This window comes from Methanovulcanius yangii, from assembly GCF_018687785.1.
Taxonomy (GTDB): Archaea; Halobacteriota; Methanomicrobia; order Methanomicrobiales; family Methanomicrobiaceae; genus Methanovulcanius; species Methanovulcanius yangii.
Genome location: NZ_LTBL01000001.1, coordinates 229488 through 255080 on the forward strand (window position 1 = coordinate 229488; position 25593 = coordinate 255080).

The 25593-nt window shown below is 56.5% G+C and carries 25 protein-coding genes; 10 read left to right on the forward strand and 15 right to left on the reverse strand.

Translation table 11 applies throughout. The annotated features are described in order from the left end of the window. Positions 1-193: 193 nt before the first annotated feature. Positions 194-928 (forward strand): hypothetical protein, encoded by a 735-nt coding sequence (locus AZH53_RS01160; RefSeq protein WP_319641727.1) that lies wholly within the window; start codon positions 194-196, stop codon positions 926-928. Between the two features lie 26 nt (positions 929-954). Here the strand turns inward: AZH53_RS01160 and AZH53_RS01165 are convergent, their stop codons facing one another. Further along, positions 955-1389, reverse strand: a complete 435-nt coding sequence (locus AZH53_RS01165; protein WP_319641728.1) for an HNH endonuclease — start codon at positions 1387-1389, stop codon at positions 955-957. Between the two features lie 296 nt (positions 1390-1685). Between AZH53_RS01165 and AZH53_RS01170 the strand changes: the two genes are divergently transcribed. Next, a complete protein-coding gene (locus tag AZH53_RS01170; RefSeq protein WP_319641729.1) occupies positions 1686-2780 on the forward strand; it encodes a hypothetical protein in 1095 nt (364 codons plus the stop codon). Positions 2781-2804: 24 nt separating this feature from the next. Here the strand turns inward: AZH53_RS01170 and AZH53_RS01175 are convergent, their stop codons facing one another. Continuing rightward, positions 2805-3347, reverse strand: a complete 543-nt coding sequence (locus tag AZH53_RS01175; protein ID WP_319641730.1) for a hypothetical protein — start codon at positions 3345-3347, stop codon at positions 2805-2807. 103 nt (positions 3348-3450) lie between these two features. Between AZH53_RS01175 and nifB the strand changes: the two genes are divergently transcribed. Further along, positions 3451-4365: a nitrogenase cofactor biosynthesis protein NifB gene (nifB, locus tag AZH53_RS01180; RefSeq protein WP_319641731.1), complete on the forward strand. Its 915-nt coding sequence runs from the start codon at positions 3451-3453 to the stop codon at positions 4363-4365. 114 nt (positions 4366-4479) lie between these two features. Here the strand turns inward: nifB and AZH53_RS01185 are convergent, their stop codons facing one another. Beyond that, complete coding sequence (locus AZH53_RS01185) at positions 4480-4737, reverse strand: hypothetical protein (protein ID WP_319641732.1); 258 nt, start codon at positions 4735-4737, stop codon at positions 4480-4482. 207 nt (positions 4738-4944) lie between these two features. On the opposite strand from AZH53_RS01185, the gene AZH53_RS01190 reads away from it, so the two are divergent. The 4 genes from AZH53_RS01190 to AZH53_RS01205 all read left to right on the forward strand — a co-directional run bounded on the left by AZH53_RS01190 (position 4945) and on the right by AZH53_RS01205 (position 8015). After that, positions 4945-5475: a hypothetical protein gene (locus AZH53_RS01190; RefSeq protein WP_319641733.1), complete on the forward strand. Its 531-nt coding sequence runs from the start codon at positions 4945-4947 to the stop codon at positions 5473-5475. A 53-nt stretch (positions 5476-5528) separates the two neighbouring features. Then, positions 5529-6902, forward strand: coding sequence for a PAS domain-containing sensor histidine kinase (locus tag AZH53_RS01195; protein WP_319641734.1), 1374 nt, complete (start codon positions 5529-5531; stop codon positions 6900-6902). 86 nt (positions 6903-6988) lie between these two features. Next, positions 6989-7543: a cysteine hydrolase family protein gene (locus tag AZH53_RS01200; protein WP_319641735.1), complete on the forward strand. Its 555-nt coding sequence runs from the start codon at positions 6989-6991 to the stop codon at positions 7541-7543. Positions 7544-7556: 13 nt separating this feature from the next. After that, complete coding sequence (locus tag AZH53_RS01205; protein ID WP_319641736.1) at positions 7557-8015, forward strand: hypothetical protein; 459 nt, start codon at positions 7557-7559, stop codon at positions 8013-8015. Positions 8016-8066: 51 nt separating this feature from the next. On the opposite strand, the gene AZH53_RS01210 is transcribed toward AZH53_RS01205, so the two are convergent. The 12 genes from AZH53_RS01210 to AZH53_RS01265 all read right to left on the reverse strand — a co-directional run bounded on the left by AZH53_RS01210 (position 8067) and on the right by AZH53_RS01265 (position 22088). Continuing rightward, on the reverse strand, positions 8067-9419 hold the full coding sequence (locus tag AZH53_RS01210) for a hypothetical protein (protein WP_319641737.1): 1353 nt from the start codon (positions 9417-9419) through the stop codon (positions 8067-8069). Between the two features lie 94 nt (positions 9420-9513). After that, on the reverse strand, positions 9514-11349 hold the full coding sequence (locus AZH53_RS01215) for a threonine--tRNA ligase (RefSeq protein ID WP_319641738.1): 1836 nt from the start codon (positions 11347-11349) through the stop codon (positions 9514-9516). An 83-nt stretch (positions 11350-11432) separates the two neighbouring features. Next, positions 11433-11987 carry a dCTP deaminase gene (gene dcd / locus AZH53_RS01220; protein WP_319641739.1) on the reverse strand — a complete coding sequence of 185 codons (555 nt, stop codon included), beginning with the start codon at positions 11985-11987 and terminating at the stop codon, positions 11433-11435. 83 nt (positions 11988-12070) lie between these two features. Next, positions 12071-12835, reverse strand: a complete 765-nt coding sequence (locus AZH53_RS01225) for an RNA methyltransferase (RefSeq protein WP_319641740.1) — start codon at positions 12833-12835, stop codon at positions 12071-12073. A gap of 23 nt (positions 12836-12858) precedes the next feature. Continuing rightward, positions 12859-13545, reverse strand: coding sequence for a phosphoglycerol geranylgeranyltransferase (locus AZH53_RS01230; protein WP_319641741.1), 687 nt, complete (start codon positions 13543-13545; stop codon positions 12859-12861). A gap of 14 nt (positions 13546-13559) precedes the next feature. Beyond that, complete coding sequence (locus tag AZH53_RS01235) at positions 13560-16355, reverse strand: DNA topoisomerase I (protein ID WP_319641742.1); 2796 nt, start codon at positions 16353-16355, stop codon at positions 13560-13562. A 6-nt stretch (positions 16356-16361) separates the two neighbouring features. Then, complete coding sequence (gene gatB / locus AZH53_RS01240; protein WP_319641743.1) at positions 16362-17795, reverse strand: Asp-tRNA(Asn)/Glu-tRNA(Gln) amidotransferase subunit GatB; 1434 nt, start codon at positions 17793-17795, stop codon at positions 16362-16364. A 1-nt stretch (position 17796) separates the two neighbouring features. Continuing rightward, positions 17797-19101, reverse strand: a complete 1305-nt coding sequence (gatA, locus tag AZH53_RS01245; protein ID WP_319641744.1) for an Asp-tRNA(Asn)/Glu-tRNA(Gln) amidotransferase subunit GatA — start codon at positions 19099-19101, stop codon at positions 17797-17799. Further along, on the reverse strand, positions 19102-19371 hold the full coding sequence (gatC, locus tag AZH53_RS01250) for an Asp-tRNA(Asn)/Glu-tRNA(Gln) amidotransferase subunit GatC (RefSeq protein ID WP_319641745.1): 270 nt from the start codon (positions 19369-19371) through the stop codon (positions 19102-19104). It lies immediately after the preceding gene. A 4-nt stretch (positions 19372-19375) separates the two neighbouring features. Next, positions 19376-20371: an asparagine synthase C-terminal domain-containing protein gene (locus tag AZH53_RS01255; RefSeq protein ID WP_319641746.1), complete on the reverse strand. Its 996-nt coding sequence runs from the start codon at positions 20369-20371 to the stop codon at positions 19376-19378. A gap of 92 nt (positions 20372-20463) precedes the next feature. Then, positions 20464-21807: an adenylosuccinate lyase gene (gene purB / locus AZH53_RS01260; RefSeq protein WP_319641747.1), complete on the reverse strand. Its 1344-nt coding sequence runs from the start codon at positions 21805-21807 to the stop codon at positions 20464-20466. Between the two features lie 50 nt (positions 21808-21857). Next, positions 21858-22088, reverse strand: a complete 231-nt coding sequence (locus AZH53_RS01265) for a PspC domain-containing protein (RefSeq protein ID WP_319641748.1) — start codon at positions 22086-22088, stop codon at positions 21858-21860. A 116-nt stretch (positions 22089-22204) separates the two neighbouring features. Here AZH53_RS01265 and AZH53_RS01270 point away from each other — a divergent pair, with 116 nt between their 5' ends. Genes AZH53_RS01270 through AZH53_RS01280 form a run of 3 tightly spaced genes read left to right on the forward strand, consistent with a single transcriptional unit; the run spans position 22205 to position 25592 of the window. Further along, positions 22205-24208, forward strand: a complete 2004-nt coding sequence (locus AZH53_RS01270) for an ATP-dependent DNA helicase (RefSeq protein WP_319641749.1) — start codon at positions 22205-22207, stop codon at positions 24206-24208. Further along, complete coding sequence (locus AZH53_RS01275) at positions 24199-24642, forward strand: methylated-DNA--[protein]-cysteine S-methyltransferase (protein WP_319641750.1); 444 nt, start codon at positions 24199-24201, stop codon at positions 24640-24642. Before AZH53_RS01270 ends, AZH53_RS01275 begins: the two co-directional genes overlap by 10 nt. Positions 24643-24677: 35 nt before the next feature. Beyond that, complete coding sequence (locus AZH53_RS01280; protein WP_319641751.1) at positions 24678-25592, forward strand: ketopantoate reductase family protein; 915 nt, start codon at positions 24678-24680, stop codon at positions 25590-25592. The last annotated feature ends 1 nt before the right edge of the window (position 25593 follow it).

Sequence of the window (25593 nt, forward strand, 5' to 3'; positions counted from 1 at the left end):
GATTTTTATTGAATATCGCGTCGTTTTTCACTGGAAGTGGCATGGTGAAGTTGAATGATGGAGATATCTGAATTGTGAGGTATGAAGCGGAGGTAATGTCCCTTTTTGCTCAACGGTGGACCCCTTGTCGGGAACATATATATTGGAGTATACTGATTCATCACCGGATACCCGGCACCTGAGGTGAAGGAAGATGAAGAACAGGAATGCACTGGTGGTGGTTGTCGTGTCGATGCTGTTGATCATTTCAGCCGGGTGCACCGACGGGGTCTGGGACCGCTTATGGGGCACGGGAGACAAAGTGGATGACCTCTCCACGGGACTCAATGATACCGACGGTTCGGGTTCATTATCTCCCGCTGGTGGAACGCCGACGCCCTCCATGGCCGCGGCCGACACGAACGGTACGGGGGCCGATATCACGCCCGCGGGGGTGGGTGTTGGAAATGAATCGACGAGTGCATTGCCCACACCGACGACGGTTGCCCCCGTCTCCACGACAGAGGCCGGAGACGATGATGAGGGGGAGGCAGGTTCATTTTCAATCCAGTACACGCCGCCGGACGGCTATGTCGCAGAAGAGGGCGAAACCCTCGCGATGATCTTCACTATCGTTCCCGTGGGAGGATTTGATGACCCGGTGCGTGTCACCCTTGACCTGTCGGTTCCCGACCCGGTATTCGGTATATTTTCCCTCTGGTCCGAATCCTATGATATGGGAACCCACATGCCCCCCTACCCGCCGATCACCCAGACACTTCTCCTCGACCCCGAAAATCCTCCGGATGAGTATGCATGGGTGACGGATGTCTACGATACGGCACGATCGGCGGGCATCTCCGAACTTGATGTCAAGGTCCATGTGTCAGCCACGGGGGGCGGAATGACCGTGGAAGAACGCCCGGTCTACCATGTCCGTCTTGCATGATGCGTGGTATTGAACCGGGATAGAAATTATTTTTTGAGAAGAGAGGATTCGCCATCGTGGGTGCGGACAGAGAGGGAAACCCCCTGCCGGTGGATGCGGGAGTGGCAGCGTTCGCAAAGGGTCGTCAGATTTGCCGGAGCATCGTTCGTCCGGTCGCAGTCGAGGTGGTGGATGTGCAGGTCGGTTTCGACGCCGCAGATGGTGCAGCGGCCGCCGTCCCGTGCGAGAATCTCCTCCCTGAGTGCCTTCCATGCCTTCAGGGCATACTTCTCCCGTACTGTAATCCTGATTCCATAGAGTGTGCAGACCAGGCCGTCATCCGAACGCCGGGACCGGGGGCAGTGGTAACAGAGCCTCCGGTAGCCGTTCAGGCCGGGCTCTCCGTTGCAGAGCGGGGTCCCGTTCCCGGCAAAGGAATACAGGACGAGCTGAAGATCTTCGGGTGCTGCACGTCGACGCATGAAGTACTTCGGTGTCTGTCATGGACACCCCTTGAATATTCAGGTCTGTGCAGGGTGAAACTGGTTCCGATGCCGGGATGAGGGGGGTGTCTGCCGACGCGAAACGCAAAGGAATCCGAAAGACGGGAAGATATCCGGTGCAGGCACCTCTCATTATGTATTGGGGCAGGAAGGCGGGTTGGTGGTCATCGCCCTACTGTCCCTGCTCAGGTTCCACCTCTCCCACCGGGAAAACTGCAAAAGGTATAATCATACGGGCGAATATTTCTACAACGACAGGAATCGAACCAAACTACATGGACACAATTACCTATGGCCGGAAACGGCACAAACTGGAGGAAGAAGCAACGCGCCAGGCCACGGAGATAGAAACCTCCACCATAGATATGCAGCGGCCGTCTGGCCGGGAACACCTGACACGGCTGATCTTCTTCGGGGTAATCCTCCTGAACCTTGTATATGTGACGGTTCAGCCCGGCTATGCCGTATTCTGGGTGGTGTCCTCGTTCATTCTCCTCATGGTCAATCCCTTCATTTTGATGCTTCCGACGGAGAAGGGGGATCTGGTCTTCCCGGAAACACAGAAGAAGGCGGATTTTCGAAAACTCTTCCATGAGGCCGCTGTCAGTGCGGGCACAATCAAGCGCGAGAGGGCGTCGTATGCACAGGCGGTATGGGATCTCTTCTTCATGAACTGTCAGCCAATAGCACCCGGATTCATCATCCTCTTCGTGGTCAACATGATCTTTGCCGCTGCCGGAACCTTCGTGACCGGCGGGTTTGAGCAGAGTTCGGGGATCGCCATCATCATTCAGTCGCTCATCATCATCGCCTTCTACGGGGGGATCCTGTATGTCCGCCCCTATTCACCCGGTTTTTTCAACTCGATGATCGGGGTGAAGACCGACCTGTCCGAGAAAATCCGCACCAACTGGCAGGATGCGTTCAAACTGATCCTGATTGTGGCATTCGCTGCGGCGTTTACGGGTGTGCTGTTCATCGGTGCCCTTCTGTTTCCCGGCCGGACCCTCTCGAATTTTCTGCAGATGGAAGAGGTCGTCATCGCCACCAGCCTCGTACCCCTTTTTCTGATATTCATCTCCCAGCTCGTGATCCTCCGGTACTTCCAGGGGCGGTACTCCCGGACGCTCCTTCTCCGGATGGCGGAATACTGGAAGGAATTTCTTCAGAAAAAAATCATTGGGAATGTGCAGAAACTCCCGCGGGAGCCGGAACCGGCTTCAGAGCGTGATCTGGAAAGCCTCGAACGAGCCTTCATCAGGATAAACATGTTCAAGATCGATTATCAGGACTTTGCGGGACTCTTTCCGGTCTGGATGATCGTTCCGAACCTGGATGTTCTGATTGCCCGGGAGAAAAAAGAGGAGTAATTTCTCCTCTTCAATTTTGTATAATCAGGTCCTGCTGTTGAGAACGACGCCGTAGTTCCACGGTTTTGAGGGGTCAATCTCCGAGGTCCTACCTTTTATTTGCATGACATCCCGGGAATAGGGGGGGTCAACATTTCCGGGGAAGATCAGTTTTGTCATTGATGTATAGGGGATTTTGGCATCGATGATATCCTGGTATGACTGTGGGTTGAAGTCGTAGGGGACGGATTCATAGTTGTAGGCAAATGCTGTCAGGAACATGTTGACACCCTCGCTTCCCATGTTCTGGGCGTGCCCGCCGGATGCATCGACGAGCGTGGTAACCCTCACTCCCATCACATTGGAGATTGCCCTTGCACTTACCTCCACATGGACCGGGTCGAAGACAGGGTCTTCCCGGATAATGATGGGTTCGGTAATCAGCCAGGTTTCTTCGGTTGTTGTCGGCGTGACCGGTGAAGGGACCGGTACGGGGGAGGGGGTATCATCGCCGGCAAGGCATCCACAGGAGGCTATAACCATTGCCACAATTCCCAGGAGAAGGAGTACGATTCGCATATTGTGCATGTGAGGAGGTTTACGTCCAACTATATAGGTTCATACCCTCTTTCTCCCATTTGATGGCTTCAATACCTTTATCATCCAGATTCCACAAAATTAGCTATAATCTATGACTTCAGGCGAATATCCAACGGCAAAGGTCAACGGAAAGGACATTCCGTATGATCCCGATGTGCTCCGAAAAATTCAGGAGCATCCCTGCTACAGCGAGAAGGCATGCCACACCTTTGGCAGGATGCATCTCCCGGTGGCACCCAAATGCAATATCCAGTGCAATTACTGCATCCGTGACTTCGACTGCGTCAACGAGAGCAGGCCGGGCGTCTGTAGTGAAGTGCTCTCTCCACAGCAGGCCATCGAACTCGTGCGGCAGGTCCTTGCCAAATACTCATATATTAAGGTCATAGGCATAGCAGGGCCGGGCGAACCTCTCGCGAACGAGGAGACGTTCGAAACCCTTCGCCTTCTTAAAGAGGAGTTCCCGGTACCGATCAAATGCCTCTCAACGAACGGTCTCGTGCTGCCGGAAAAGATCGATCTCCTCGAGAAATACGATGTCGGCAACCTCACCGTCACCCTCAACGGGATCGACCCTGCAATTACAGAGAAGATCTATGAACACGTCACGTGGGAAGGTCAGAAACTGCGGGGCCGTGAAGCCGCAGAAAAACTGCTTGAACAGCAGCTCAGGGGCATCGAGATGGCCATCGAGCGCAAGATGCTCGTGAAGATCAACACCGTCGTTGTTCCCGGAATCAACGACCACCACATTGTGGATATTGCAAAGAAGATGGGAGAGATGGGTGTCTACACCTACAACCTGATCCCGGTCATTCCCCAGTACAAGTTTGCAGACATCATCCCGCCGACCCCCGCCCGCAAACGCGAACTGCATGACGCCTGCGCCCCCTATGTCCGGCAGATGCGGCACTGCGCCCGCTGCCGGGCGGACGCCATCGGCCTTTTGGGCAAGGATGTCCAGAACGAAGTATACCGCAGCGGATGCGACGGCTGCAAAGAATAATTTTTTAATAAACTGATCCCCGGAGGAATCGCACCCCGGGGGAATTTTTTTTCACCTGATCATTCCGCTGTGTCGGTCCGGGAGTGCACGGTGAGGTTTTGCGGCACTGAGTGGTTATCTCCTGTCCTGTTTGCCGGAGTTGTCCTCCTCATCACTGGTGGCAGAAGCGGTTGTGCGATCGTCAGATAACCGGATCTCATCGCGTACCCAGTCCCACTGGGATGCCGCCGCGAGTGCGGCAAGGATCACCGCCGCCGGGATGAGTACCCCTTGGCAGGCAGGAAAGGAGAGGACCAGCTGAAGGAGAAGTCCCATGCCGATACCGATCACGGCAGCGGCAACGATGATGCGTGTGAGCGTCCTGCCGTTCATCCATGAAGTGTGTGGGATGGAAGAGCAATGAAACCTTCTTTTGGGTGATGCACGTGGAAAAGGGCGTTACTAATAGTTACACTCGGCAGAATGTCCCGTAACAAATTGTTACTGGTTCGTGCCGGGCTGTGGACGGAAGGGATGGCTTCGGGCACTTTCGCCGCCCGTCCCCATGTCTCATATCCCTGCACCTGCTACCGATCGTACATGGCACAGGATGTTGTATTCAGACCAGCCGAGTATGTCGAGCGGGCACTCTTCACGATGATTACGGCCCCCCGTCCCCTCCTTGAGGAGACGGTTGAGGCGCTCCTTCTCCGGGTCCGGGGGGAGGCGGTGGTGGTGGCAGGTTCGGGCAGGCCACGCGATCAGGTCTTTGCGGAGATTGCCCGCCGTCATCCCGGGGTGCAGGTCCTCCGGGCGACGTCGCCGTCCCAGATCATCTCCCTTGCGGCCGGGTTTACGCCACCGCTTATCATCGTCATTCATGATCCGGACATCTATGACGGTGACGACGATGCGGCACGGCGGGTTGCCGTGATGCTCAGGGAACATGCGTGGACTGCGGCAAACCGGATCGTCCTGATGGGGCGCCCGGGAGAGGCGTTTTTGGATGAGATGTGGCCCGCTGCAGGGAAATACCTGTATATCGAACAGGACAGTGAATGGAAGAACGGACGGATGACCTGCGACCGGCAGATGACGCTCGATGCGATCTGCAGCGGGTCTCTCTCCTGACCGGCCCGATGCCATCCGAAAGGAGGATACTCCATCCCGATCAACGATATACCATGAGCAGTGCGCACCCCGTGCAGGAGGAACGGATTCTGCACCTCGTCAACCTCCTTATTCTTGCAACAACGGCGCTCTCCTTTGCTGTGATCGGGCTCCTTGCCGCAGGAATACTGCCGCTGATGTTCGTTAGCCTGGTGTACCTGCCGGGCCTTCTTCTGACATGGTACTACCGGGAAAAGGGATTTCTTGCCGCCACGGGAATTGGTGTTGCGATTCTGGCCATGGAGTTATTCTTCTCCGGCATGTATGATCTCTTCTTAGGGACCACGGTGTTCGTCCTGCTGTTCATTACCTATCTTGCCATCTGCGGTCTGATGACCATCGTCTCGGTCATGATCCATCGCGAGCATCAGCGGGTTCAGGGCATTTCCGACTCGACGGGAACGGCACTCATCATCATCGGCAGGGACCGCTCCGTGCGGGTGGTCAACAAGGATTTTGAGGCGCTCTTCGGGTACGGGGCCGAAGAGGTCGTCGGGGTGATGGGCGTCGATGCCTTCTTCACCAATGAGGGGCGTGCCTTCATATCGCGTGCCCTGGCGCAGGAGAGCGGTGGGCACTCATCGGTCTTTGAAACGAAAGGACGGACGAAGGACGGCGATGAGATGGACATCCTCGTGACGTTCACGAGATATCCCGCAGACAACGAGGCGGTCATATCGGTGATCGACATCTCGTCGCGCACCATGGCCGAGACATCGCTTGTCGAGGCGAACCGGAAACTCGCCCTTCTTTCCGGGCTGACGAGGCATGACGTGCACAATCAGCTGGCGGTCATTCTCGCTTCGGTTGATATCATGCAGGATGGCGGATGCGGGAAGGACGACCCCGTCTGCACGGGTGCCATCTCCGCGATAGGGAGGGCTGCCGAGACCATCCGGCAGCAGGTCGCATTCATGAAGGATTACGAGGATATCGGGGTCCACACCCCCCTCTGGATGAACGTCCGGGCTGCCTTCGATGCCGCGGCAAAGATCATGCCGCTGGACCGGCCCGATGTTCGGATCGACGCCGTCGGCGCAGAGGTCGGGATCTTTGTGGACCCGATGTTTGCCCGTGTCGCGCTCAACCTCGTCGACAATTCGCTCCGGCACGGGGGTGACTACCTCTCCGCCATCACCGTGCGGGCGGAACCGGTACAGGAAGACGGGACGCTCAGGATCATCTATGAAGACGACGGCGACGGTGTTGCCGTGGTGGACAAGGAACGGGTCTTTGAGAAAGGGGTGGGAAGCAACACCGGATTCGGCCTCTTCCTCATCCGCGAGGTCCTTGATATCACGGGCATCACCATCCGGGAGACGGGGTCGCCGGGGGGCGGTGCCCGTTTCGAGCTCACCATCCCCGAAGGGGGCTGGCGGTCGGCCTGACCGGTGTCTCTCTGCCTGTGGAAACAGGCGAAACAGGGGGCAAACCTTCACAATCTCAATATACCCCTACATCCTATCACTAAAACATGAGTGCAGGACTTCTTCTCATAGATATCCAGAATGATTATTTCTCCGGGGGGTTGATGGAACTGGTGGGGATGAAAGAAGCGGCCGCACGCGCCTCCTCGCTCCTGAGCGCATTCAGGGAGGAGGGTCTCCCCGTCATTCACGTTCAGCATCTCTCCACCAATCCGAATGCCGGATTTTTTATTCCCGGCACCATCGGGGCGGAGATCCATCCCCTTGTAATGCCCTATCCGGAAGAGATCGTCATCGAAAAGCACTTCCCGAACAGCTTCCACAATACCAAACTCGGCGAGGAACTCGCCTGGACGGGAGTCGAAAACCTTGTTATCTGCGGTGCGATGACGCACATGTGCGTCGATGCGACCACCCGGGCCGCCCGCGACCTCGGGTACGACTGCACCGTGATCGCCGATGCCTGCGCTACCTGCGACCTCGAATTCCGGGGGACGCATGTGCCGGCGAATATGGTGCAGGCGGCGTTTCTTGCGGCCATGGAGGTCTACGGCGAGGTCTCGGACACATCGACCATCCTGTACCGGCTGAGCGGGATCTGAAAGGAACGGAGAGATGAGATTATCTGAGCGACGCTTCAGTCTTCTGCTCCTCTGTCTGGTGGTACCGGGAATTGCCGTATTCGGTGCGGGATGCCTTGATGGCGGAGACGATGAAGGGGTGACGGACCCCGGCATCGAGGCCTCGTATGAAATTGCGGAGGCGGATGCGAGGGAAGCCCTGACACAGACCATCGAAGAGGAGATTGCCGCCTCCCCCGCCCTTGCGAATTATTCGGTCGACTACTTCTACGATGGGTCTCCGCTTACGATGGTGGGGGGTTCGGGGATGCATCCCGGGACGGAGGACGCATATTATGTCTTCAATTTCCGCCATGAGATGCCGTCCCTGAAAGATCCCGTGAACGTCCGGGACGAGGTGACGATCACCATCGTCGTCGAGGGCGGCGAGGTGACCGAGCGGATGATTGGGATGGGCGGGATTAACTTAAGTGAGAATGAGAATTTGAAGTAAGGATACTAACAGGAGCCAAATTCATATATGAAATATTTAATCTAATTATTTCTATTTAAGAATTCCAGTATATTTCATGAACATTATTAGAGAAGTAATGAGCAGTGTCAATGATATCATCGATCCAATACTGAGAAAGTGGGACAAATTTTCTTTAAAGAAGAAATATACAAAAGAAAAAATTGAAATTAAAAAGAATATTTTAGTATACTCATTACAAAAGTATGCAAAAAACAAAGGTAAGAAGAAAATTAATAATAACCAACCAAAATATGAAAATATTTCCTTATTGGTCCGCTTTAAGATAATCTCTATCTTATCACTACTTATTTTAGCAGTCCCGTCTAACTCACTTTTATATGGTGTTTCAATTGCTTTCTCTTCTGGTATCAATAAAGGAGGATAAACTTCTATCTCGGTAGAATAGCTCTCAAATGGATAATAAAATCCATTTGATTTTGGGATGATCCATTCTTTGAAGTCAATTTTACTATTAGCACTGATATCTTTTGTTGAATTTATTTGTTCATCGGCAGAATAATATTTGAATTGAATCTTAGATATTTGTGTTTCATTTAAACTGACTGTGATTTCTGGTAGTACCTTTAAATTTTCAGATATTTTTCCCGGATAAATGTCATCGATTTTAATATCAGCTTTTACAAAAACAGGTCTAAAGTAGATTTCCAGTGATTTTTCTTCTTTTCCAATAGTTTTCCTTTGAATAATTAAATAATAGGATTCATTAATCTCTCTAAAAATATAATAAAATTCATCTGTATTTTTATTGAAAACTACTGCAATACCTTCTCCATAGATATACAGAAAATTCTCAGAAATAATTAGATCAAGAGTATCTTCGATTTTATTTTCTCCAACGAAAATTGGCCACTTTCCAAGTTCAAATATGAATGGGGAAACGTGGTTAATATTTTCATTTTTAATTTTATATTTGACTTTAAAATTGGCTTGTTTACCAATTTTTTGAGTTAAAAATGAATTAATCCCATCTGTTCTGGTCTTGTATGTGTTTATAGAAGATGTATTCTGAATCTTATCTTGATCAAAATTTGAAATGGTTGTTTTCTCTTCACTTAAGTCTGGAAAATTTCCATCATTTCTTTCAGGAGTACCTATTGAAAATGTTGTATTTTCGTCTGTGACAGTTATGCCATACAATAAATATTCGAATTCAATATTTTCATCTGTATGATTTAATATGTCCCCTCCGTAGGTGTTTTCGCCTATTTGGTAGGATCCTTGTTGGGACACAATTATTGGTATATCATCATACTGGAATACTGGCTTTTCATTTTTATTGTAAATTAAGTTTGGATTTGAAGACGCAGATGCAATCAAGCTAAAAAGAATTATTAAAATCGCAATTGGGGAGTAATATTTCATTATATGCTATATTCTATCAATTAGTATTATAAAATTATTTTGGGTGTGTAAGAATTTAAGATATGCTTTTTTTACAAAAAAAGAGAGTTTTTCTTCAGATATACCGCGGCTTCATGGAAAGCCGTGTGGGGGTGTATATCTTGCGGTAGGGCATCCCTGCGATCTCTTCTCTCACCGTCTCGATGAGGTTGACGGTGGTCAGGTTCTTCTTGAATGGCTTTTTTGGTTCGGAGAGTGCCCGGACGGTGACGGTCAGCTCGCCGGACTCGACCTCGGCGTCGCCGATGACTGCGACGTACGGCACCCAGTCCATCCCCGCCTCGCGGACCTTCTTGCCGACGGACTCCTCGCGGTCGTCCCAGTCGCAGCGGACACCGGCGGCGTTCAGCGTGGCGCAGACATGCTCGGCGTACTCCTGGTGGCGCTCTGCCACCGGCAGGAGACGGACCTGCGTCGGGGCGAGCCAGACGGGGAGCATCGGGACATCCATCGTCGCGGTCTTCTCGAGGAGGGCGCAGATCACCCGCTCGACCGACCCCGTCGGGGAGCAGTGGAGAATGGGTGGGAAGACTTCGCCGCCCTCGCCGTCATAGTATTTGATATCGAAGCGGAGTGCCGACTCGACGTCGATCTGCACGGTCGGGTTCTCGATTGGCCTGCCCTGCCCGTCGATTGCCGCAAGGTCCACCTTGGCGACCCAGTAGTGAACGCGGTCGGAGAGGATTTCGATGAGCATCGGGACACCGGACTTCTTTACGATGCCCTTCACCCAGTCCTCGTGCTCGGCGTAGAAGTCCTCCGTGCAGCGGAAGACCGCCGCAAATTCCGTCTCGAGGTCGCGGCCGGTCTGCCATCCCATCATGAGCTGCTCCTCAAAGCAGGTGAGCGTCTGATCCATGTCGCGGCAGAGGGTGTGCATATCCGGCATCGTGAAGGCACGGAGGCGTTTTAAGCCGATGCACTCGCCCTTCTGCTCGTGGCGGAACGAGTAGGTGGAGAGCTCGTACATCTTCATCGGGAGCGTGTTGGGGGAGATGTGCATATCCCGCATGATGGAGAACATCCCGAAGCAGGCGGCAAAACGGAGCATCATGTTGCGGTTGCCGGACTTGAAGCGGTATTGGCGCTCGCCGAACTTGCCCGCATGCTCATTGATGGCGGCGTCGCCGAGGTCGTACATCACCGGGGTCTCGACCGGCATGCCGCCGTAGTCGAGGACGAGGCCCAGCACGTAGTCGGAGAGGAGGTCGCGGACGATCTTGCCGCGGGGCATCCAGCGGTGGTGACCGACATCGGAGAGCGGTTCGTAGTCGACGAGTTCCTTTGAACGCATCAGGTCACAGTGGAGGGGTTCGCCGCCCTGTTCCACTCCGAGGCCGGTCTCCTTTTTCACCAGTTTTCCGAGGGGTGTATCATCCGCATACTCAGCGGTGTCCTTCGTCTCCCCGTCCGGCGTCATCACGAAGAAGGTGTGGGTGACCTGCTTTTTGGCCGGTTTCTCCGCCGCCTCCTCGGGGGTGATCGTCCGGGAAAGCTCTGAGAGCGGGTGGCCCTTGCAGGAGACGGTGAATGATTTGTACCAGCCGAAGGGCGCACGTTTGACGGTGAACCCTTCCTGCTCACGGCAAATCTCCTCGATCCTGGTGAGCGCCTGCACCGCCGCCTTGGGCGACGAGAGGTCGTTTGACAGGTGGGCATAGGGGTAGATCATGATATTGGTCGTGCCCAGTTTTCCCGCAGTCTCGAGAATCTCCGCTGCGGTCTGTGCCGCAACTGCTTCGAGATTGTCTTCGTCAGCCGTCTCGACGGCACAGAATGCCGTCAGCGCCTCGTCGAGCGCGTCCTCGGGGATGATATCCTCCTCGGCTACCGGGGTCTTTTTCTGAGCCTGGTATTGTATGTGATCCGAATGAATGAGCAGAAGTCGCATGGTGGTGCTCCTTATAAACGCCTATAAAATTGGTGGTGGTTCGTAATTAGGGTATGGTTTGGATTCCCGTCGTGGCCGACTGGTTACTGGCGTACGTTGCGGTGATACCGGGACAGGGTCGCCTGCCGCTGGTTGAGGTATTTGGCGTCTCCCTTTGAGCCGTAGGGCTTTTCGGCACGCTCGGTCGTGTAGAAGACCAGCTGCCCGATGGGCATGCCCGCATAGAGCCGCACCGGCCGCTGGTTCGCATTGGAGATCTCCAGGGTGATCGTCCCGCAGAATCCCGCATCGATCCAACCACCGGTCTGGTGGAGGGCGATGCCGAGACGGGCGATCGAGGACTTGCCCTCGATCGTCGCCACGACATCGTCGGGAAGCCCGATACACTCGAGGGTCTCGGCGAGGAGAAACATGCCCGGGGGGACATCGATGTATTCCGCATGCGTCTCGTGGACGCCCGCCGTAATTGTCTCCTGGTCATAGGGGTCGATAACGTCATCCGAGTCCTCATACCAGACAAAGTGGTCTCCCAGACGTATGTCAAGAGAATTGGGCTGGACGAATTTTCCATCGTATGGGTCGATTTTGATATGGCCCCGTTCGATGCGGTTCTGGATCTGCCAGTCAACGAGAATCATTCAGGTTTAGGTTGTCCGCACTGGTAAAAAGGAATTCTCTTTGCTGACGCAAATGATGCCCGGCAAGGTGGAGCAGGAGCGCCCTATTCCTCTCCATCACCGGAGGGGCAGTCGTCGCCGCTGTCCTCCCGCCCCTCAGATTCCCCGTGTTTCCATGGTTCGATCATCCATTCAGCGCGTCTGAGGAGCCCGTGCATCGTCGTCACCTCGCGGGGCGTCAGCATCGTACGGCCGAAGATGCGGCGCATCATCGTCATCGTGTTCGCCCGTTTGTATTCGAAGTGATCCACGAGGTCGAGGAACCTGTCGATGTGGTCGTAGAGGGAATCCATCTCCTGGCGCGAGGCGAGCAGATAGTCGCCGCGCGGGAGGTGGGCAAGCTCGTAGCAGACCACCCCTACCGCGTGGGAGATGTTGAGGATGGGATATTCCGGTGAGGTGGGGATGGTACAGACGACGTCACACCGGCGCACCTCGTCATTGCCGAGACCCCAGTTTTCCCTGCCGAAGAGGATGGAGACGCGCCCATCCACCGGCAGGACCATCTCCCGGAGTTCGGCCGGGGTATAGTATGGCATCCGCATGGCATGTGATATCGTCTTGGAGAGTTCGCCGGTGGTTGCGACGAGGAGGTTCGACTCTGCGATCACCTCGTCGAGGGATGATACAATCCGGGCACCTTCGAGGACATCGCGGGCGTGCGAGGACCGGGCAATGGCTTCATCGCCCCATGCCGGAGGGTTGATCATCGTAAGAAGCGTAAACCCAAAATTTTTCATCACCCGGGCGGCAAATCCGATATTCCCCTCATAGAGGGGTTCGACAAGGACAATTTCAATCTCGGCCATAAAAAATGAGATCCGGTTTTCGATTATTTGACTGCCTTCACGGTCGCCTTCAGCGCATCGACGCCTTCGTCGTAGACTGCGTTTCCGACGACGATGGTGTCGGCGTACTGGCCCATCTCCGCCGCCTTTTCGGCGCTATTGATGCCCCCGCCGTAGAAGAGACGGCCTTCTGTGACGACGTCCGAGACGGCGCTCACGATCGCCGGGTTGCCGTAGGTGCCCGAGTACTCGATGTACGTGACAGGGAAGCGGAAGTAACGGTCAGCGACCTCCGCATATGCCGCCACGTCCTCGGCGGGGAGGTCGCATATGGCCCGGGTAACTTTGCCGACTGAGGAGGCCGGATTGAGCACGATATATGCCTCGGGCACAACCATGTTCCAGTCGACGGTGTTGTGCCTGACCCAGTACTGGTGTTTGCCGACCATCCAGACCATCTCCGGGGTGTTCAGGACCGATGGTACAAAGAGGCCGTCGATTCCGTCCATGATGACGGCTTCGGGGCCCGCCGGTTCCACCACCATCGGAAGGCCGTATTCGCGGACCTGGTCGATAAGTTCTCCAAGGTTTTCCTTTGTGACATTCAGCGTCCCCGAGAGCATCAGGGCATCGGTCCCGCTCGTTGCGATCTCCTCCGCATCGGCAGAGCTTACGACCTTGTCCGGGTCGAGTTTGGTGATATGTCTCCATTTCGTCCAGTCAATCTTCATAGCAATCTTTCCTCTCAGAGCGCCTCCTGAAAGGCACGTATCTTCTCTGCCGGTATGCCGGTCATCTGTGCTGTCTTCTCCGGGTCGGCGGCCGCAAGACCCTCTGCATCGTAGATGCCCGCCATGGAGAGGTGAAGGAGCGCCGCCTCCCCAAGGCCGGGAATGGCAAGAAGCTCCTTTCTTCCGGCATCGACCATCTTCTGCGTCACTTTTTCCGGTGTGGCGACCCCCATCCCCTCGCAGACTGCGGCGGCATGTTTTCTGGCCGTCTCCACCTTGATACCTGAAGCTGCGGAGAGGTAGGCCGGGTGAAGGGCACAGAAATCGGCCGGGGTGGTGATCCCTGCTGCCATGTACTTCTTGAGACTGACTGCAGGGACGCCGTACTCCCTCAGAAGCCTCGTATTGTGCTCACCACGGACCTCTGAGAGGAGGCTCTCCGCCTCGGCTTCCGAGAGGTGCATCTTTGTAAGGGAGGCCGTATCCATCGCCGCGAGGGTGCCGATGTCATTGATTCCTGCATCGATAAGGGCGGATGTGACCTTGGCAGGACTCCTGCCCCGGCGGGGAACAACGTGTTTGCGAACGAATTTTTTCATCTCGGTGCGGCGCCGCATCACCTCAAGGACATCCTCGGCCTCCGCCTGGAGTTTCGACGTCATGGCGGCGTCGGTGCCGAGTGCGTCCGCGACCTCTCCGGCGGGGCAGTTTGCGACATCGTACACGCTGTAGATATGTGCCGCATGCAGGCGTTCGATCATCCCATCATCGACCGATGGCATCATCTTCAGCCCTTCACGGTTCGAATCGATATGGTTACAGAGCGGACAGCCGATCTCCCACGGCCGCGCCCCTTTGCGAATCAGCCGGATATGCCGCAGGCCGTGAACCGGGCAGACATCATTCTCCCGGATGGCGGTGCCCCAGTTTGCCGAGGGAAGGCCGATGTTGAAGGTACAGTCGGGATAGCCGGTGCACCCGATGAACTGGGACATGCCCTTCGTCTGCCGGATCATCAGATCCCTGCCGCAGACCGGACAGGGGCCGATGATCTTCTCCTCATCGGTGCGTTCCATGATCTCGCTGCCGATGTCGCATTCATGGGCCTCGAGGCGGTCGAAGACCAGGTGCAGCATCTCTTTCGATTCGGTGATGACATCGCCCGATGCCCGCTTTGCCCCCTTGATATCCTCCATGTGGTTTTCAAGGGTGCTCGTCATCTCTGGTTTGGTGATCATTGAGGCATAGTGTTCGAGTGCGTCGGTGACACCGCGCCCGACGAGGGTTGGGCGGAGGGGGGCTCCTTCGATATACCGGCGGCCGATGAGCTTGCCAATCACCTCATGACGGGTTGACTTCGTCCCGAGGCCCAGCTCCTCCATCGTCTGGATGAGCTTTGCCTGCGAATAGCGCGGAGGTGGAGTAGTCTCCTTCTGTTCGTTCAGCACTCCGAGGATGGGAAGGCGCTCACCCTCTTCAAGGCGGGGGAGCACTGTTTCCTTCGCCTCGCTGTAGGTGTAGACATGCCGGTATCCTTCCTCAGCGAGCCTTGATCCGGTGGCAGTGTATTCCTCGCCGCCTGCATCGAAGAGATACTTGAGCGTTGTCCATCGTGCATCCGGCGAGAGTGTTGCAAGGAACCGGCGGACGATCAGTTCATAGACCTTCCACTGGTCGGGGGTAAGGGCGCTCTCCCTTGCCGCACCAGTCGGGTGAATCGGCGGGTGGTCGGTGGAGGACTTCTTCCCCCGCGTCGGCTGCGGTCGCCTGTGTGCCAGGGTCCACTCCACATCGCGGGAAAATGTGGTCTTTTTCAGTTCTTTGAGGACTCCATCGAGATCCAGGGATGCAGGGTAGACCGTATTGTCTGTCCTCGGATACGAGATGTACCCGTTCATATAGAGGTCTTCTGCGATGCGCATCGCATTCGCCGCTGAGATGCGCATCCGCGAGGCCGCGACGATAAACGAGGTAGTATCAAATGGTGCGGGGGCACGATCCGTCCGGGTGCCCTCCTTGACGCTCATAACCGTCAGGGGCTCTGTTGTCCGTACCTCTGCTGCTTGTGCCTCATCCTGGTCCCAGAACTTGTCGTGGGTGTGCCTGGCCTCGAAGGCGTAGGTCGCCTTCCCGGTCTCGAGCGAGAGCATCCAGTAGGGTTCCGGGACGAAGGCTTCGATCTCCTTCTCGCGGTCCACGATCATGGCGAGGACCGGGCTCTGGACGCGGCCCACCGAGAGGATGTTCGCACCGCCCCGTTTGGCGGCGATGGAGATGAAGCGGGTCAGGGATGCACCCCATATCAGGTCGATCAGCTGCCGGGTCTCGCCTGCCGCCGCAAGATCGAAGTCAATCTCTGCAGGGCTTTCGAATGCCTGGTTGATTTCATGCGGCGTAATGGCGGAGAACCGGGCCCGCTGGACCGGGACCTTTGGATTTGCGCTGACAACAAGTTCATAGGCCTCCTTTCCGATGAGCTCTCCTTCACGGTCAAAATCCGTGGCTATGGTGACCTTTTCCGCATGACGGGCGAGCTTTTTTATGAGTCCGACAATCTTCTTCTCGGTCGGTTTTTTCACCGTCCCGGCATCGATAAGGGTGCGTGGGGTGTTGACCTCGCTTCGCCAGTTGCTGTAGCCCGGTTCAAAGTCGATCTCGACGACATGACCCCTCAGTCCCAGCGCGACGGCATCGTCAAAGCGGTAGGTATTAACCCCGTTCTCTTTTCCGGTTTTGACCTTCTCTTTTCCAGCAAGGATGGTTGCGATTCTCTGTGCTGCGATGTTCTTCTCTGCAATGATCAGATGCATGCGCAGTTACCCCTCCAGACCGTCGAGGTACGCACTCATCTGGGTATTGAGGACCTTCGGGTCCGCCCTGCCCCGTGTTTCCTTCATTACCTGCCCGACCAGGAAGTTGAGCGCACCCTTCTTCCCGGCAAGATAATCGCTGACTGCCTGGGGATTTGCCTCCACCACCGATGCGATGATCGCGTCAAACTCGCCGTCCTTCACCTTCGCAAGGCCCTTTTCATCGACGATGTCGGCGGGCATCGGGCAGTCCTCTTCATTGAGGCAGTGATCGAGCATTGTCCGCAGGACCTCGACCCCCGACTTGTCGGTGATCTCATCGTCACGGACGAGGGCGATCAGGTCCCCGATATTGATCGCGGGGACATCATCTATCTTCATGGACCGGTAGTTGAGTTCGCCGAGGAGTATGTCGGCGACCCATGTGGCGGCAAGTTTCGGGTCGACGACTGCAATCTCTTCGTAGAAGTTTGCAACCTTCAGGTCCCCGGTCAGGGTGCGTGCATGGTTGACCGAGATGCCGTAGTCCCGCATGAACCGGTCGCGCCGGGCGTCGGGAAGTTCGGGCAGTTCGACTTCATCAAGCCAACTCCTCACCCGCAGGGGTCGAAGATCAGGTTCGGGGAAGTAGCGGTAGTCGTTCTCTTCCTCCTTGCTTCGGGAGGAGGTGGTAATCCCCCGCCCTTCCTGGAAGTGACGGGTCTCCCGGGTGATGTACTGACCACGGCGGATCAGGTTTCTCTGTCGGGTGATCTCGAAGGTGAGCGCCTTTTCCACGCCCTTGTAGGACGAGATGTTCTTGCACTCCACCCGGTTGTGGCCCTTAATGGAGATGTTGGCATCGACCCGGATGGAGCCCTCCCGCTCCCCGTCGAAGACTTCGAGGTACTCGAGCGTTGAGCGGAGTTTGTTCAGGAACCGCCGGGCCTCTTTCGGAGACCTTAGATCCGGTTCGGTCACGATCTCGATGAGCGGGATGCAGCTTCGGTTATAGTCCACGAGAGAGTATCCCGCCCGGTCGCGTCCGGTCTTGTGCACCAGCCGTCCGGGATCCTCTTCGAGGTGAATGCGGGTGATCCGGACGATCTTTGTATGTCCCTCGTCGTCCTCGATCTCCAGATGCCCATTCTCGGCGATGGGCTTGTCGTACTGGGAGATCTGGTATGCCTTGGGGAGGTCGGGGTAGAAGTAGTTCTTCCGGGAGAATTCGGAATACTCCGGTACCTCGAGGTTAAGCGCCTTTGCCACTTTGAGGGCGTAGAGGACCGCCTGTTTGTTCAGCCGCGGCATCGCTCCGGGAAGCCCGAGACAGATGGGGCAGCAGTGCGTGTTGGGAGGCGCGCCCTGGAAGTCCGTCGAACACCCGCAGAAGAGCTTCGTCTTTGTATTGAGCTGGCAGTGAATCTCAAGGCCTATGATGACCTGCTGGTCCGGTTCCATCTCAGGCCACCTCCTGTTCAAAGGCGAAGGCAACATCCACGATCCGTTCATCCCCGAAGTGCGGGCCGATGATCTGGAGCCCGACGGGCAATTTGTCCACGGTTCCGCAGGGGACGGAGATCGCCGGGACACCGGCGAGGTTTGCTGGGACCGTCAGGATGTCGGCGAGGTACATCGAGAGCGGATCGGACTTTTCTCCGAGACGGAAGGCAATGGAGGGCATGGTGGGGCCTGCAATGACATCCGCATCCCTGAGGACCCGCACGAAGTCTTTGCGGACATTCTCCCGCGCCACCTGTGCCTTGGCATAGTATTTGCCATAATATCCGGCGGAGAGTGCAAAGGTCCCGAGGAGAATCCTCCGCTGCACTTCCCTGCCGAAGAGGTCGCCGCGATGGGTCCGGTATTCGTCGTGCCATGAGCGGATCGTCTCCACCTTCGGGCCGTACCGCACACCGTCGAAGCGGGCGAGGTTCGAGGAGGCCTCGCTCGTACAGGTGACATAGTACGCCGCAAGGGCATATTCCATGGAGGGAATGGAGCAGTCGACGGTCTCTGCGCCGAGACCTTCGAGGGTGGCGATGGCGTCCTGCACCCGTGCCGCAACGGCCGGATCGACGCCCTCGCCGAAGTACTCCTTCGGTACGGCAATGCGCAGACCCTTCATGTCGGGGTCCGGGGTGTGAGAATACGGCCGGTCATAGGTGGTCGAGTCGCGGGCATCGGGGCCGGCGATCACCGACATGAGCGTGTTTACATCCATTACCGTCTTTCCGAGAGGGCCGATCTGTTCCAGCGAGTTGGAGTAGGCGATGAGGCCGTACCGGGAAACACGCCCGAAGGTCGGCTTGAGACCGACCACGCCGCAGAACGCCGCCGGACAGCGGATGGACCCGCCGGTATCGCTCCCGAGCGCCATATCAACCATGCCGGATGCGACCGCTGCCGCACTGCCGCCGGACGATCCGCCGGGCACGCGAGTCGGGTCGACCGGGTTGGTGGTCGGCCCGAACGCACTGTTCTCCGTCGTCGTTCCCATACCGAACTCGTCCATGTTTGTCTTCCCGACGATCGCCGCCCCGGCCTCCCGGAGGAGGGTTATCACATGAGCATCATAGGGGGGAACATACCCTTCCAGGATGCGGGATGCACACGTCGTCGGCATCCCGGCGGTCGATATGTTGTCCTTGACCGCCACGGCTCTTCCTTCCAGCGGGCCGCCGGTCGTCTCGAAGAGGGCCAGATCAAGGGTCGAGATGAAGGCGTTGTGCCGGTCTTTTTCATCAAAAATATATCCACCTTCCACTCACATCACCTTCGGAGCCCTGATGAATCCGTCCTCGGTTTCCCCTGCATTGGCCGTAGCCTCTTCCTGTGAAAGCGACGGCGTCACAACGTCCTCGCGGAGCACATTCTCGAGGTCCGGTATCCCCTCCTCGCCGGGAGGTACCTGATCCAGGATATCAAAATATTCAAGAATATCATTGAACTGTGAGGTAAATGCCCCCAGTTCCTCCTTTGATATGGATATATCTGCAAGTTTTGCAATTCCTTCAACGTCGCTCTCGTTTACCATGTTCTCAGGCCCTGGTTAATTGGTTTATGTACCCTTGCACGGAATTTTTATAACCATTGTTACGTGCACATCGACGGATGACTTTCCATATGCCACTGCCGTACTGCATTGCCTTTTTTTCGTGACAGGCAATCTCTGCGGGCAGATAGTGCCGTGCGACCAGACGCAGCGGGCGTTTTCTCACCCCGCCGAAGACCCGTTCTGCGGCAGGAATGGCATGGGCAGCGCGCACAACCCGAACATCGAGATAGGGGCAGGAAAGGGTGCACCCGAAGAGACCGGCGACTGCCTGGTCCCGTGCCCCCTGAATACGAAGCCCTTCAAAGTCCTGCCGGAAGAGGGCCTCGATATCGTCTGTCTCGAGATATCGTGCATAGCCTCCGAAGAGTTCATCGGCACCCTGCCCCGCGAGGATGCGGCGATGGCCGTTCTCCCCTGCCCATCGTGCCACGAAGAAGAGGGTGGCCGCGATGGAGGCATCGACGGGCGACATTCTCGGGATGATCTCCGCGACCGCCTTCAGTGCCGGTTCGACCTCGTCCGGGGATACGATGACGCTGGTGTGATCAATGCCGATCTCCTCGGCGACACGTGCGGCGTGCAGAAGGTCATGCGATCCTTCGAGACCGACCGTCACGCAGGGGAGGTCTGCAATAGCGGCGATGAGTGCGGAGTCCACCCCGCCGGAGAAGGCAACCACCCCTTCGGTGTTTCGCAGACGGACAGCCGTTTCGATGGCATCCGCGAGGGGCAGTGCCGGCGGGTCGGGATGTACCGTGCCGATCACCGTTCCGTCGACGACGATCTCACCCGGGCCGCACCCGCCCTGGATGATGCCCATCCAGTCGCGGGCGCAGCCGTCGTCCCATGAAAGATAGAACTCTCCGCCGCATTCCCTGAGCCAGCCATACCCTTCACTCAGAGCGTCTGCAATATCGGCCCGTGTCATGACCCTGCCGTTTCGTTCGATCCAGCCGGTCAGCGAAAAATCATCCGTCATTGGTATTCAGCAATCCGTACAGGGATATCCCTGTCCTATATGGGTTGCAGCCGGATACAGAAAAAGAGTGTGGAGTATACCTTTCCCGGGAATTATTCGGCGGTGAGGGGACGAAGTTTTAGCTCCAGCCGTTCGACCTGCACCACTGCCGTCCCGATATAGTTGTCCGGGTTGAGGAGGGCGGTGATCTCATCGGTCGTGAGAAGAGCGGCTACCGCCTCATCTTCGGTGAATACCTCAGCAACCGGACGCTTGTCTTCGAGGGCGGTCATGGAGGCGACCCGGACCCGTTCATGGGCATCCTGACGGTCCATGCCTCGTCTGGTCAGCTCGATCATGACCGACTCTGCCATGTTGACGCCGTGAAGGAGGTTCAGGTTCCGGCGGATATTCTCCTCGCGGATATTCAGGCCGGTCAGCACCTTCGTCATCACGGTGAGGATGTGGTCGCAGAGGATGGAGGCCTCCGGGAAGGTTACCCGCTCGCATGAGGAGTTGGTCAGATCCCGTTCGTCCCATAGGGTGTTGTTCTGGAGGGCCGGTTCGACCATCGCCCGGACGATACGGGCAAGTCCGCAGACCTGTTCCGACTTGATGGGGTTTCTTTTGTGGGGCATTGTCGATGAGCCCACCTGTTTTGAGCCGAACGCCTCCTCCATTTCGCCGATCTCCGAGCGCTGCATCATGCGTATCTCAACGCCGATCTTGTCGAGCGTGGTCGCGAGATTCGCGAGGAACATGACATACTCGGCAAACCTGTCGCGCTGGATGATCTGGTTGGAGACATCCACGGGGGTCAGCTCAAGATACCGCATCATCTCAGCCATCACCACGTCTCCCTTGTCGCCGAGGGAGGCCTGCGTCCCGACGGCGCCGGTCATCTGTCCGACGGCGACGCGGGGACGCATCTGTTCCAGCCGTTCGAGGTGGCGGGCGACCTCGGATGCCCAGATGGCAAACCGGAGGCCGTAGGTTGTCGGCACCCCGATCTGTCCATGGGTTCGTCCGGCGCAGACCACGTATTTCGTTTCGACGCTGCGATCAAGGAGTACCCCGAGGAGGATTTTGATCTTCTTCTCGAAGATGGCGAGGCTCTCCTTGAGCTGGAGGCCGGTTGCCGTGTCGAGAATATCGTTTGACGTCGCACCGTAGTGGACCCAGCGCCCGGCATCGCCGCAGACTTCGGTCATTGCCCGGACGACTGCCATCATGTCGTGGTTGATCTCCTCCTCGATTGCCTTCGCGCGTTCGAGAGATGCATCATGGGCCCGGGTTTCTATTGCTGCCGCGTCTGATTCAGGAATAATCCCGGTCCGTCCCTCGGCGACCGCCAAGGCGACCTCCGCACTGATAATGGACCTGAACCGGTTCTCTTCGTCCCAGACAGCCCGCATCTCCGGTGTCCCGTACCGGAAGTCAATGGGGTGAATTGCCATAGTACCCCAGTATTGGGGCTGTGGAGGTAAAATTGGTTTGGCGAAGGTAGTTAGTCTTTGACCTGGTACTCCGCCTCGATGACGTCATCATCCTTATCCTGTTCGGGGATGATGACGGCAGCAATGATATAGAGGGCGACGCCGAGAATGACATAGGTCAGAAGGGTGAATGCAATCCATGCGAGACGCACAAGGTTCGGGTCGATATCATAGGCTTCACCAATGCCACCGCATACACCCGAAATCATTCGGTTCTTCCGTGACAGTTTCACTTCTTTCATCGAATGAACACTCCAATATTAGTGTGGAACCATGGACATATGTTCTTTCCGCGCGGCAGGGGCAGCTATCCAATACCAATAGTACATGTTACAGGAACCCAAATATCTGAAGAGCAATGGGCACCCTTGATGATTTCTTCCCCTACCCTGCCTTCCGGCCGCACCAGCAGGAGATGCTTGCGACCGTAGCCGGTGTTGCACGTAACGGCGGCATAGCCATGATAGACGCCCCGACGGGAAGCGGTAAATCGAGCGTCATCGCCTCGCTTCTCTCCGAGGCGAACGGGAGAAAAATTGTGGTCGCGGTCAGGACCAAATCCCAGCTGACCACATTTATCAGGGAACTCGAACTCATCCGTAAAAAACAGCCCGGCCTGCGCTATGCCTATCTGATCGGCAAACGCCAGATGTGCCCTGCCACGGGGGAGGGGGATACCTATCGGGTCTGTGAGGGACTCAAGTCGTTTTCAACGGCTCTGCTTCGTGACCGGGCAAAAGCGGGATCCCTCATCCCTGCAAAGGACCGGGTTATCGAGGAGCAGCTTCGGAGGCAGGATCCCGAACACCCTCTCATATGCCCGTATTTCATCAAAAGCAGGGTCTTTGTTGATTCAGGGGAAGGACTGCGCATGGTCCCGTCGGCTTCGCTTCGGACCCGTGCGGAGCAGGTGTCCAAGCAGAGAATTCCTCCCGATAAATTGCATGAATTCTGCGGAGGGCTCTGCCCGTACGAGGTGATGATGCAGGCAGCCCGTGATGCCGATGTGCTCCTGCTCAATTTTCATCATATCTTCAATGGGGACATCCGCGACCAGCTGTATCAGTCACTGGGTATCGAGCCGGAACAGACTTTTCTTCTCGTTGATGAGGCCCATAACTGCGGGGATACCGTCGAGGCCATCCAGAGTGTCACCATCGCCCGTGCGACGATGGATCAGGCGATGAACGAGCTCGGGCGCATGCGGGGAAGGACGCCCGGTGTCGATGCGCTGATCAACCTCTCCCCGAGGGTGATGAATTTTATGGATTCCCTCTCCCGTTCGTTCAAGGAGGAGGACTGGTTCGACCCCAAGAACTTCGAGCGCTTTGTTCTCAACGGAACGCTGTATTCCACGGTGGACGAGATTGTCGACGACCTCCTGCGGGTCGACGAGGTGCACCGCGAGGCACAGATCCAGGCGGGAGACTTCAAGGAGAGTGCCATCGAGCGGCTGACGGAGTTTTTTTACCGGATCATGCGTGCCAAGGACGACCCTGCGTTCCTGACGGTGTACCGCAAGCGCGACGGCGAGGTGTCCCTGCAGGTGCGAAGCATCGATCCCTCGTCCACCCTGAAGGATATCGCTTCATTCCATGCGTGTGCGGTGTTCATCAGCGGCACACTCTCCCCGCTGGAGAGTTATCGCCGCCTCTATTTCGAGGATCTCCCCGTCACTACGCTCTCGCTCCCGAATTCGTTTCCGCCCGAGAACAGGCGGCTCTTCTGTGCGGGGGATATCACGTCCGCCTACAGCATGCGGCGTGACCGCGACCACACTGAACTGGTGGACGGCTATATCCGTGCATATGCCCGTCTTCCCGGCAATCTTGCGGTCTATTTCCCCTCGTATGATCTGATGCACCGGTTCACCGAGAACCTCCCCTCGCGCCTGAACGGCAAGGAAGTCTTTATCGAGCCGCCATCGGCAGGCGATGCCGATGCGGCGCTGAAGCGGTTTGTTGCCCTCCCCTCCACGGGCAGGGAAGGGATCCTCTTCGGAGTCTGCGGGGGGAAATGGTCGGAAGGGCTCGACTACCGCGGGGACCAGCTCTCAGGGGCATTCGTCTTCGGTCTCCCTCTTGCCCCCTTCAATGATGTTCGGAAGATGGTCATCCAGTACTTCAAAAACAAGTTCGGTCCGGAAGGGGAGTTTATCAGTTATACCCTGCCGGCGGTCAACCGGGTGCTTCAGGCCCTTGGCCGTGTCCTCAGAACCCCGGAAGACAGGGGGGTGCTCATCATCGGAGAGTCGCGGTTCCTCGAAAAGGGGGTGCGTCCCGGTCTTCCGGAGTGGATGACGGATGAAATGGAGGTCTGCACCTTCGCTGAATTCCGTTCCGAGGTACAGAAATGGCGGTGATCGAGGGTGCCTGCAGGTTTGGGCTCTGGTGGGTGCATGTCACCTGGTCGAAGGGGACTGTCTACTCGGTCAGGTTTGCACGCGAAGGAGTCGACGGCCCCGTCCCCTCCCAACTGCGTTCGTATCTGAACGGCAGAGCCTGCCGCCTCGGAGAACTCTCCAGTGTGGCCACGGCACAGGGTGCCCCGTATGCCGCGGTGTATCAGGCTGTCCGCCAGATTCCCTGCGGGGAAACCCGTACCTATGCCGAAGTGGGTACCCGGGCCGGAACCAGCCCCCGCGTTGTGGGGGTGGCAATGCGGCGAAACCCTACCCCGCTCATCGTTCCATGTCACAGGGTGGTTGCCGCAGGGGGCATCGGTGGGTTCACCCCCGACATCTCTCTCAAAATGGACCTTTTGAAGCTTGAAAAGAATATTCTGTCGCATATTTAAGGCAGGAAGGCGTATATGTTTCATTGAGGTTTCGTATGAGGATTGCAGTTCTTGGCGCTGGTGCAGTTGGTCTCTCGATAGCCGCACGGCTTTCCACCGCCTGTGATGTATATGCGGTGGCCCGGCCGCGACATATTGCGGCTATAGAGCGGGGGGCCCTGCGTCTCACCGGCCTCTGGGGCGATGAGCTGTATACCTTCCCCTGCGGGACGGATCTTCCGGCAGATGACTATGATTATATCCTAATCACTTCCAAGTCTCTGGCCACCCGCTCCATCTGCGAGGAATTCGGGGGCCGGTTCGGCGATGCGGAGGTTGTCTCTATCCAGAATGGCATAGGGAACGAGGAGATCATCCATGAATATACGCCGAATGTCATCGGCGGGATGATCATCACCGGGTTTGAATGGAGGGGTGATGCCGATGTGCATGTGTCGGTCATCGGAGGGAATGCAAATTTTGGGCGGTTCCCGGACGGGGAGGATGAACCGGTATGTCGTCTGGTATCCCTCTTTGAGGAGGTCGGCATCGGCGCAGAGAGTCATCCGTCGATCCGGACTGCGTTGTGGGGCAAGACTCTCTACAATGCAGCCCTTAATCCCCTTGGTGCCATCATGAACGTTCCCTATGGTGCCCTGAAAGAGCCGCATGCATGGCATATCATCGAGCAGGTTGTGACGGAAGGGTTTGCCGCCGCATCCGCAGATGGTGTCATGTTGGAATGGGCATCACCGGAAGAATACCTTGAGTACCTCGCAAACATACAGATTCCTGCAACCGCACAGCATCGCTCGTCGATGCTCCAGGATATCACTGCAGGCAGGATCACCGAGATCGATTTTATCAACGGCGCCATCGTGAGGATTGGTGAACGATACGGCATTGATACAACGGTGAACAATCTGATCTGCGACCTGATCCATTTCCGTGAATCTTCGATGAAGAAATGAT

What these genes read in the sequence shown, in the direction of transcription:
- AZH53_RS01160 (WP_319641727.1), top strand. Translation starts at nt 194, where the DNA reads ATGAAGAACAGGAATGCACTGGTGGTGGTTGTCGTGTCGATGCTGTTG.
- AZH53_RS01165 (WP_319641728.1), bottom strand. Translation starts at nt 1,389, where the DNA reads ATGCGTCGACGTGCAGCACCCGAAGATCTTCAGCTCGTCCTGTATTCC.
- AZH53_RS01170 (WP_319641729.1), top strand. Translation starts at nt 1,686, where the DNA reads ATGGACACAATTACCTATGGCCGGAAACGGCACAAACTGGAGGAAGAA.
- AZH53_RS01175 (WP_319641730.1), bottom strand. Translation starts at nt 3,347, where the DNA reads ATGCACAATATGCGAATCGTACTCCTTCTCCTGGGAATTGTGGCAATG.
- nifB (WP_319641731.1), top strand. Translation starts at nt 3,451, where the DNA reads ATGACTTCAGGCGAATATCCAACGGCAAAGGTCAACGGAAAGGACATT.
- AZH53_RS01185 (WP_319641732.1), bottom strand. Translation starts at nt 4,737, where the DNA reads ATGAACGGCAGGACGCTCACACGCATCATCGTTGCCGCTGCCGTGATC.
- AZH53_RS01190 (WP_319641733.1), top strand. Translation starts at nt 4,945, where the DNA reads ATGGCACAGGATGTTGTATTCAGACCAGCCGAGTATGTCGAGCGGGCA.
- AZH53_RS01195 (WP_319641734.1), top strand. Translation starts at nt 5,529, where the DNA reads ATGAGCAGTGCGCACCCCGTGCAGGAGGAACGGATTCTGCACCTCGTC.
- AZH53_RS01200 (WP_319641735.1), top strand. Translation starts at nt 6,989, where the DNA reads ATGAGTGCAGGACTTCTTCTCATAGATATCCAGAATGATTATTTCTCC.
- AZH53_RS01205 (WP_319641736.1), top strand. Translation starts at nt 7,557, where the DNA reads ATGAGATTATCTGAGCGACGCTTCAGTCTTCTGCTCCTCTGTCTGGTG.
- AZH53_RS01210 (WP_319641737.1), bottom strand. Translation starts at nt 9,419, where the DNA reads ATGAAATATTACTCCCCAATTGCGATTTTAATAATTCTTTTTAGCTTG.
- AZH53_RS01215 (WP_319641738.1), bottom strand. Translation starts at nt 11,349, where the DNA reads ATGCGACTTCTGCTCATTCATTCGGATCACATACAATACCAGGCTCAG.
- dcd (WP_319641739.1), bottom strand. Translation starts at nt 11,987, where the DNA reads ATGATTCTCGTTGACTGGCAGATCCAGAACCGCATCGAACGGGGCCAT.
- AZH53_RS01225 (WP_319641740.1), bottom strand. Translation starts at nt 12,835, where the DNA reads ATGGCCGAGATTGAAATTGTCCTTGTCGAACCCCTCTATGAGGGGAAT.
- AZH53_RS01230 (WP_319641741.1), bottom strand. Translation starts at nt 13,545, where the DNA reads ATGAAGATTGACTGGACGAAATGGAGACATATCACCAAACTCGACCCG.
- AZH53_RS01235 (WP_319641742.1), bottom strand. Translation starts at nt 16,355, where the DNA reads ATGCATCTGATCATTGCAGAGAAGAACATCGCAGCACAGAGAATCGCA.
- gatB (WP_319641743.1), bottom strand. Translation starts at nt 17,795, where the DNA reads ATGGAACCGGACCAGCAGGTCATCATAGGCCTTGAGATTCACTGCCAG.
- gatC (WP_319641745.1), bottom strand. Translation starts at nt 19,371, where the DNA reads ATGGTAAACGAGAGCGACGTTGAAGGAATTGCAAAACTTGCAGATATA.
- AZH53_RS01255 (WP_319641746.1), bottom strand. Translation starts at nt 20,371, where the DNA reads ATGACGGATGATTTTTCGCTGACCGGCTGGATCGAACGAAACGGCAGG.
- purB (WP_319641747.1), bottom strand. Translation starts at nt 21,807, where the DNA reads ATGGCAATTCACCCCATTGACTTCCGGTACGGGACACCGGAGATGCGG.
- AZH53_RS01265 (WP_319641748.1), bottom strand. Translation starts at nt 22,088, where the DNA reads ATGAAAGAAGTGAAACTGTCACGGAAGAACCGAATGATTTCGGGTGTA.
- AZH53_RS01270 (WP_319641749.1), top strand. Translation starts at nt 22,205, where the DNA reads ATGGGCACCCTTGATGATTTCTTCCCCTACCCTGCCTTCCGGCCGCAC.
- AZH53_RS01275 (WP_319641750.1), top strand. Translation starts at nt 24,199, where the DNA reads ATGGCGGTGATCGAGGGTGCCTGCAGGTTTGGGCTCTGGTGGGTGCAT.
- AZH53_RS01280 (WP_319641751.1), top strand. Translation starts at nt 24,678, where the DNA reads ATGAGGATTGCAGTTCTTGGCGCTGGTGCAGTTGGTCTCTCGATAGCC.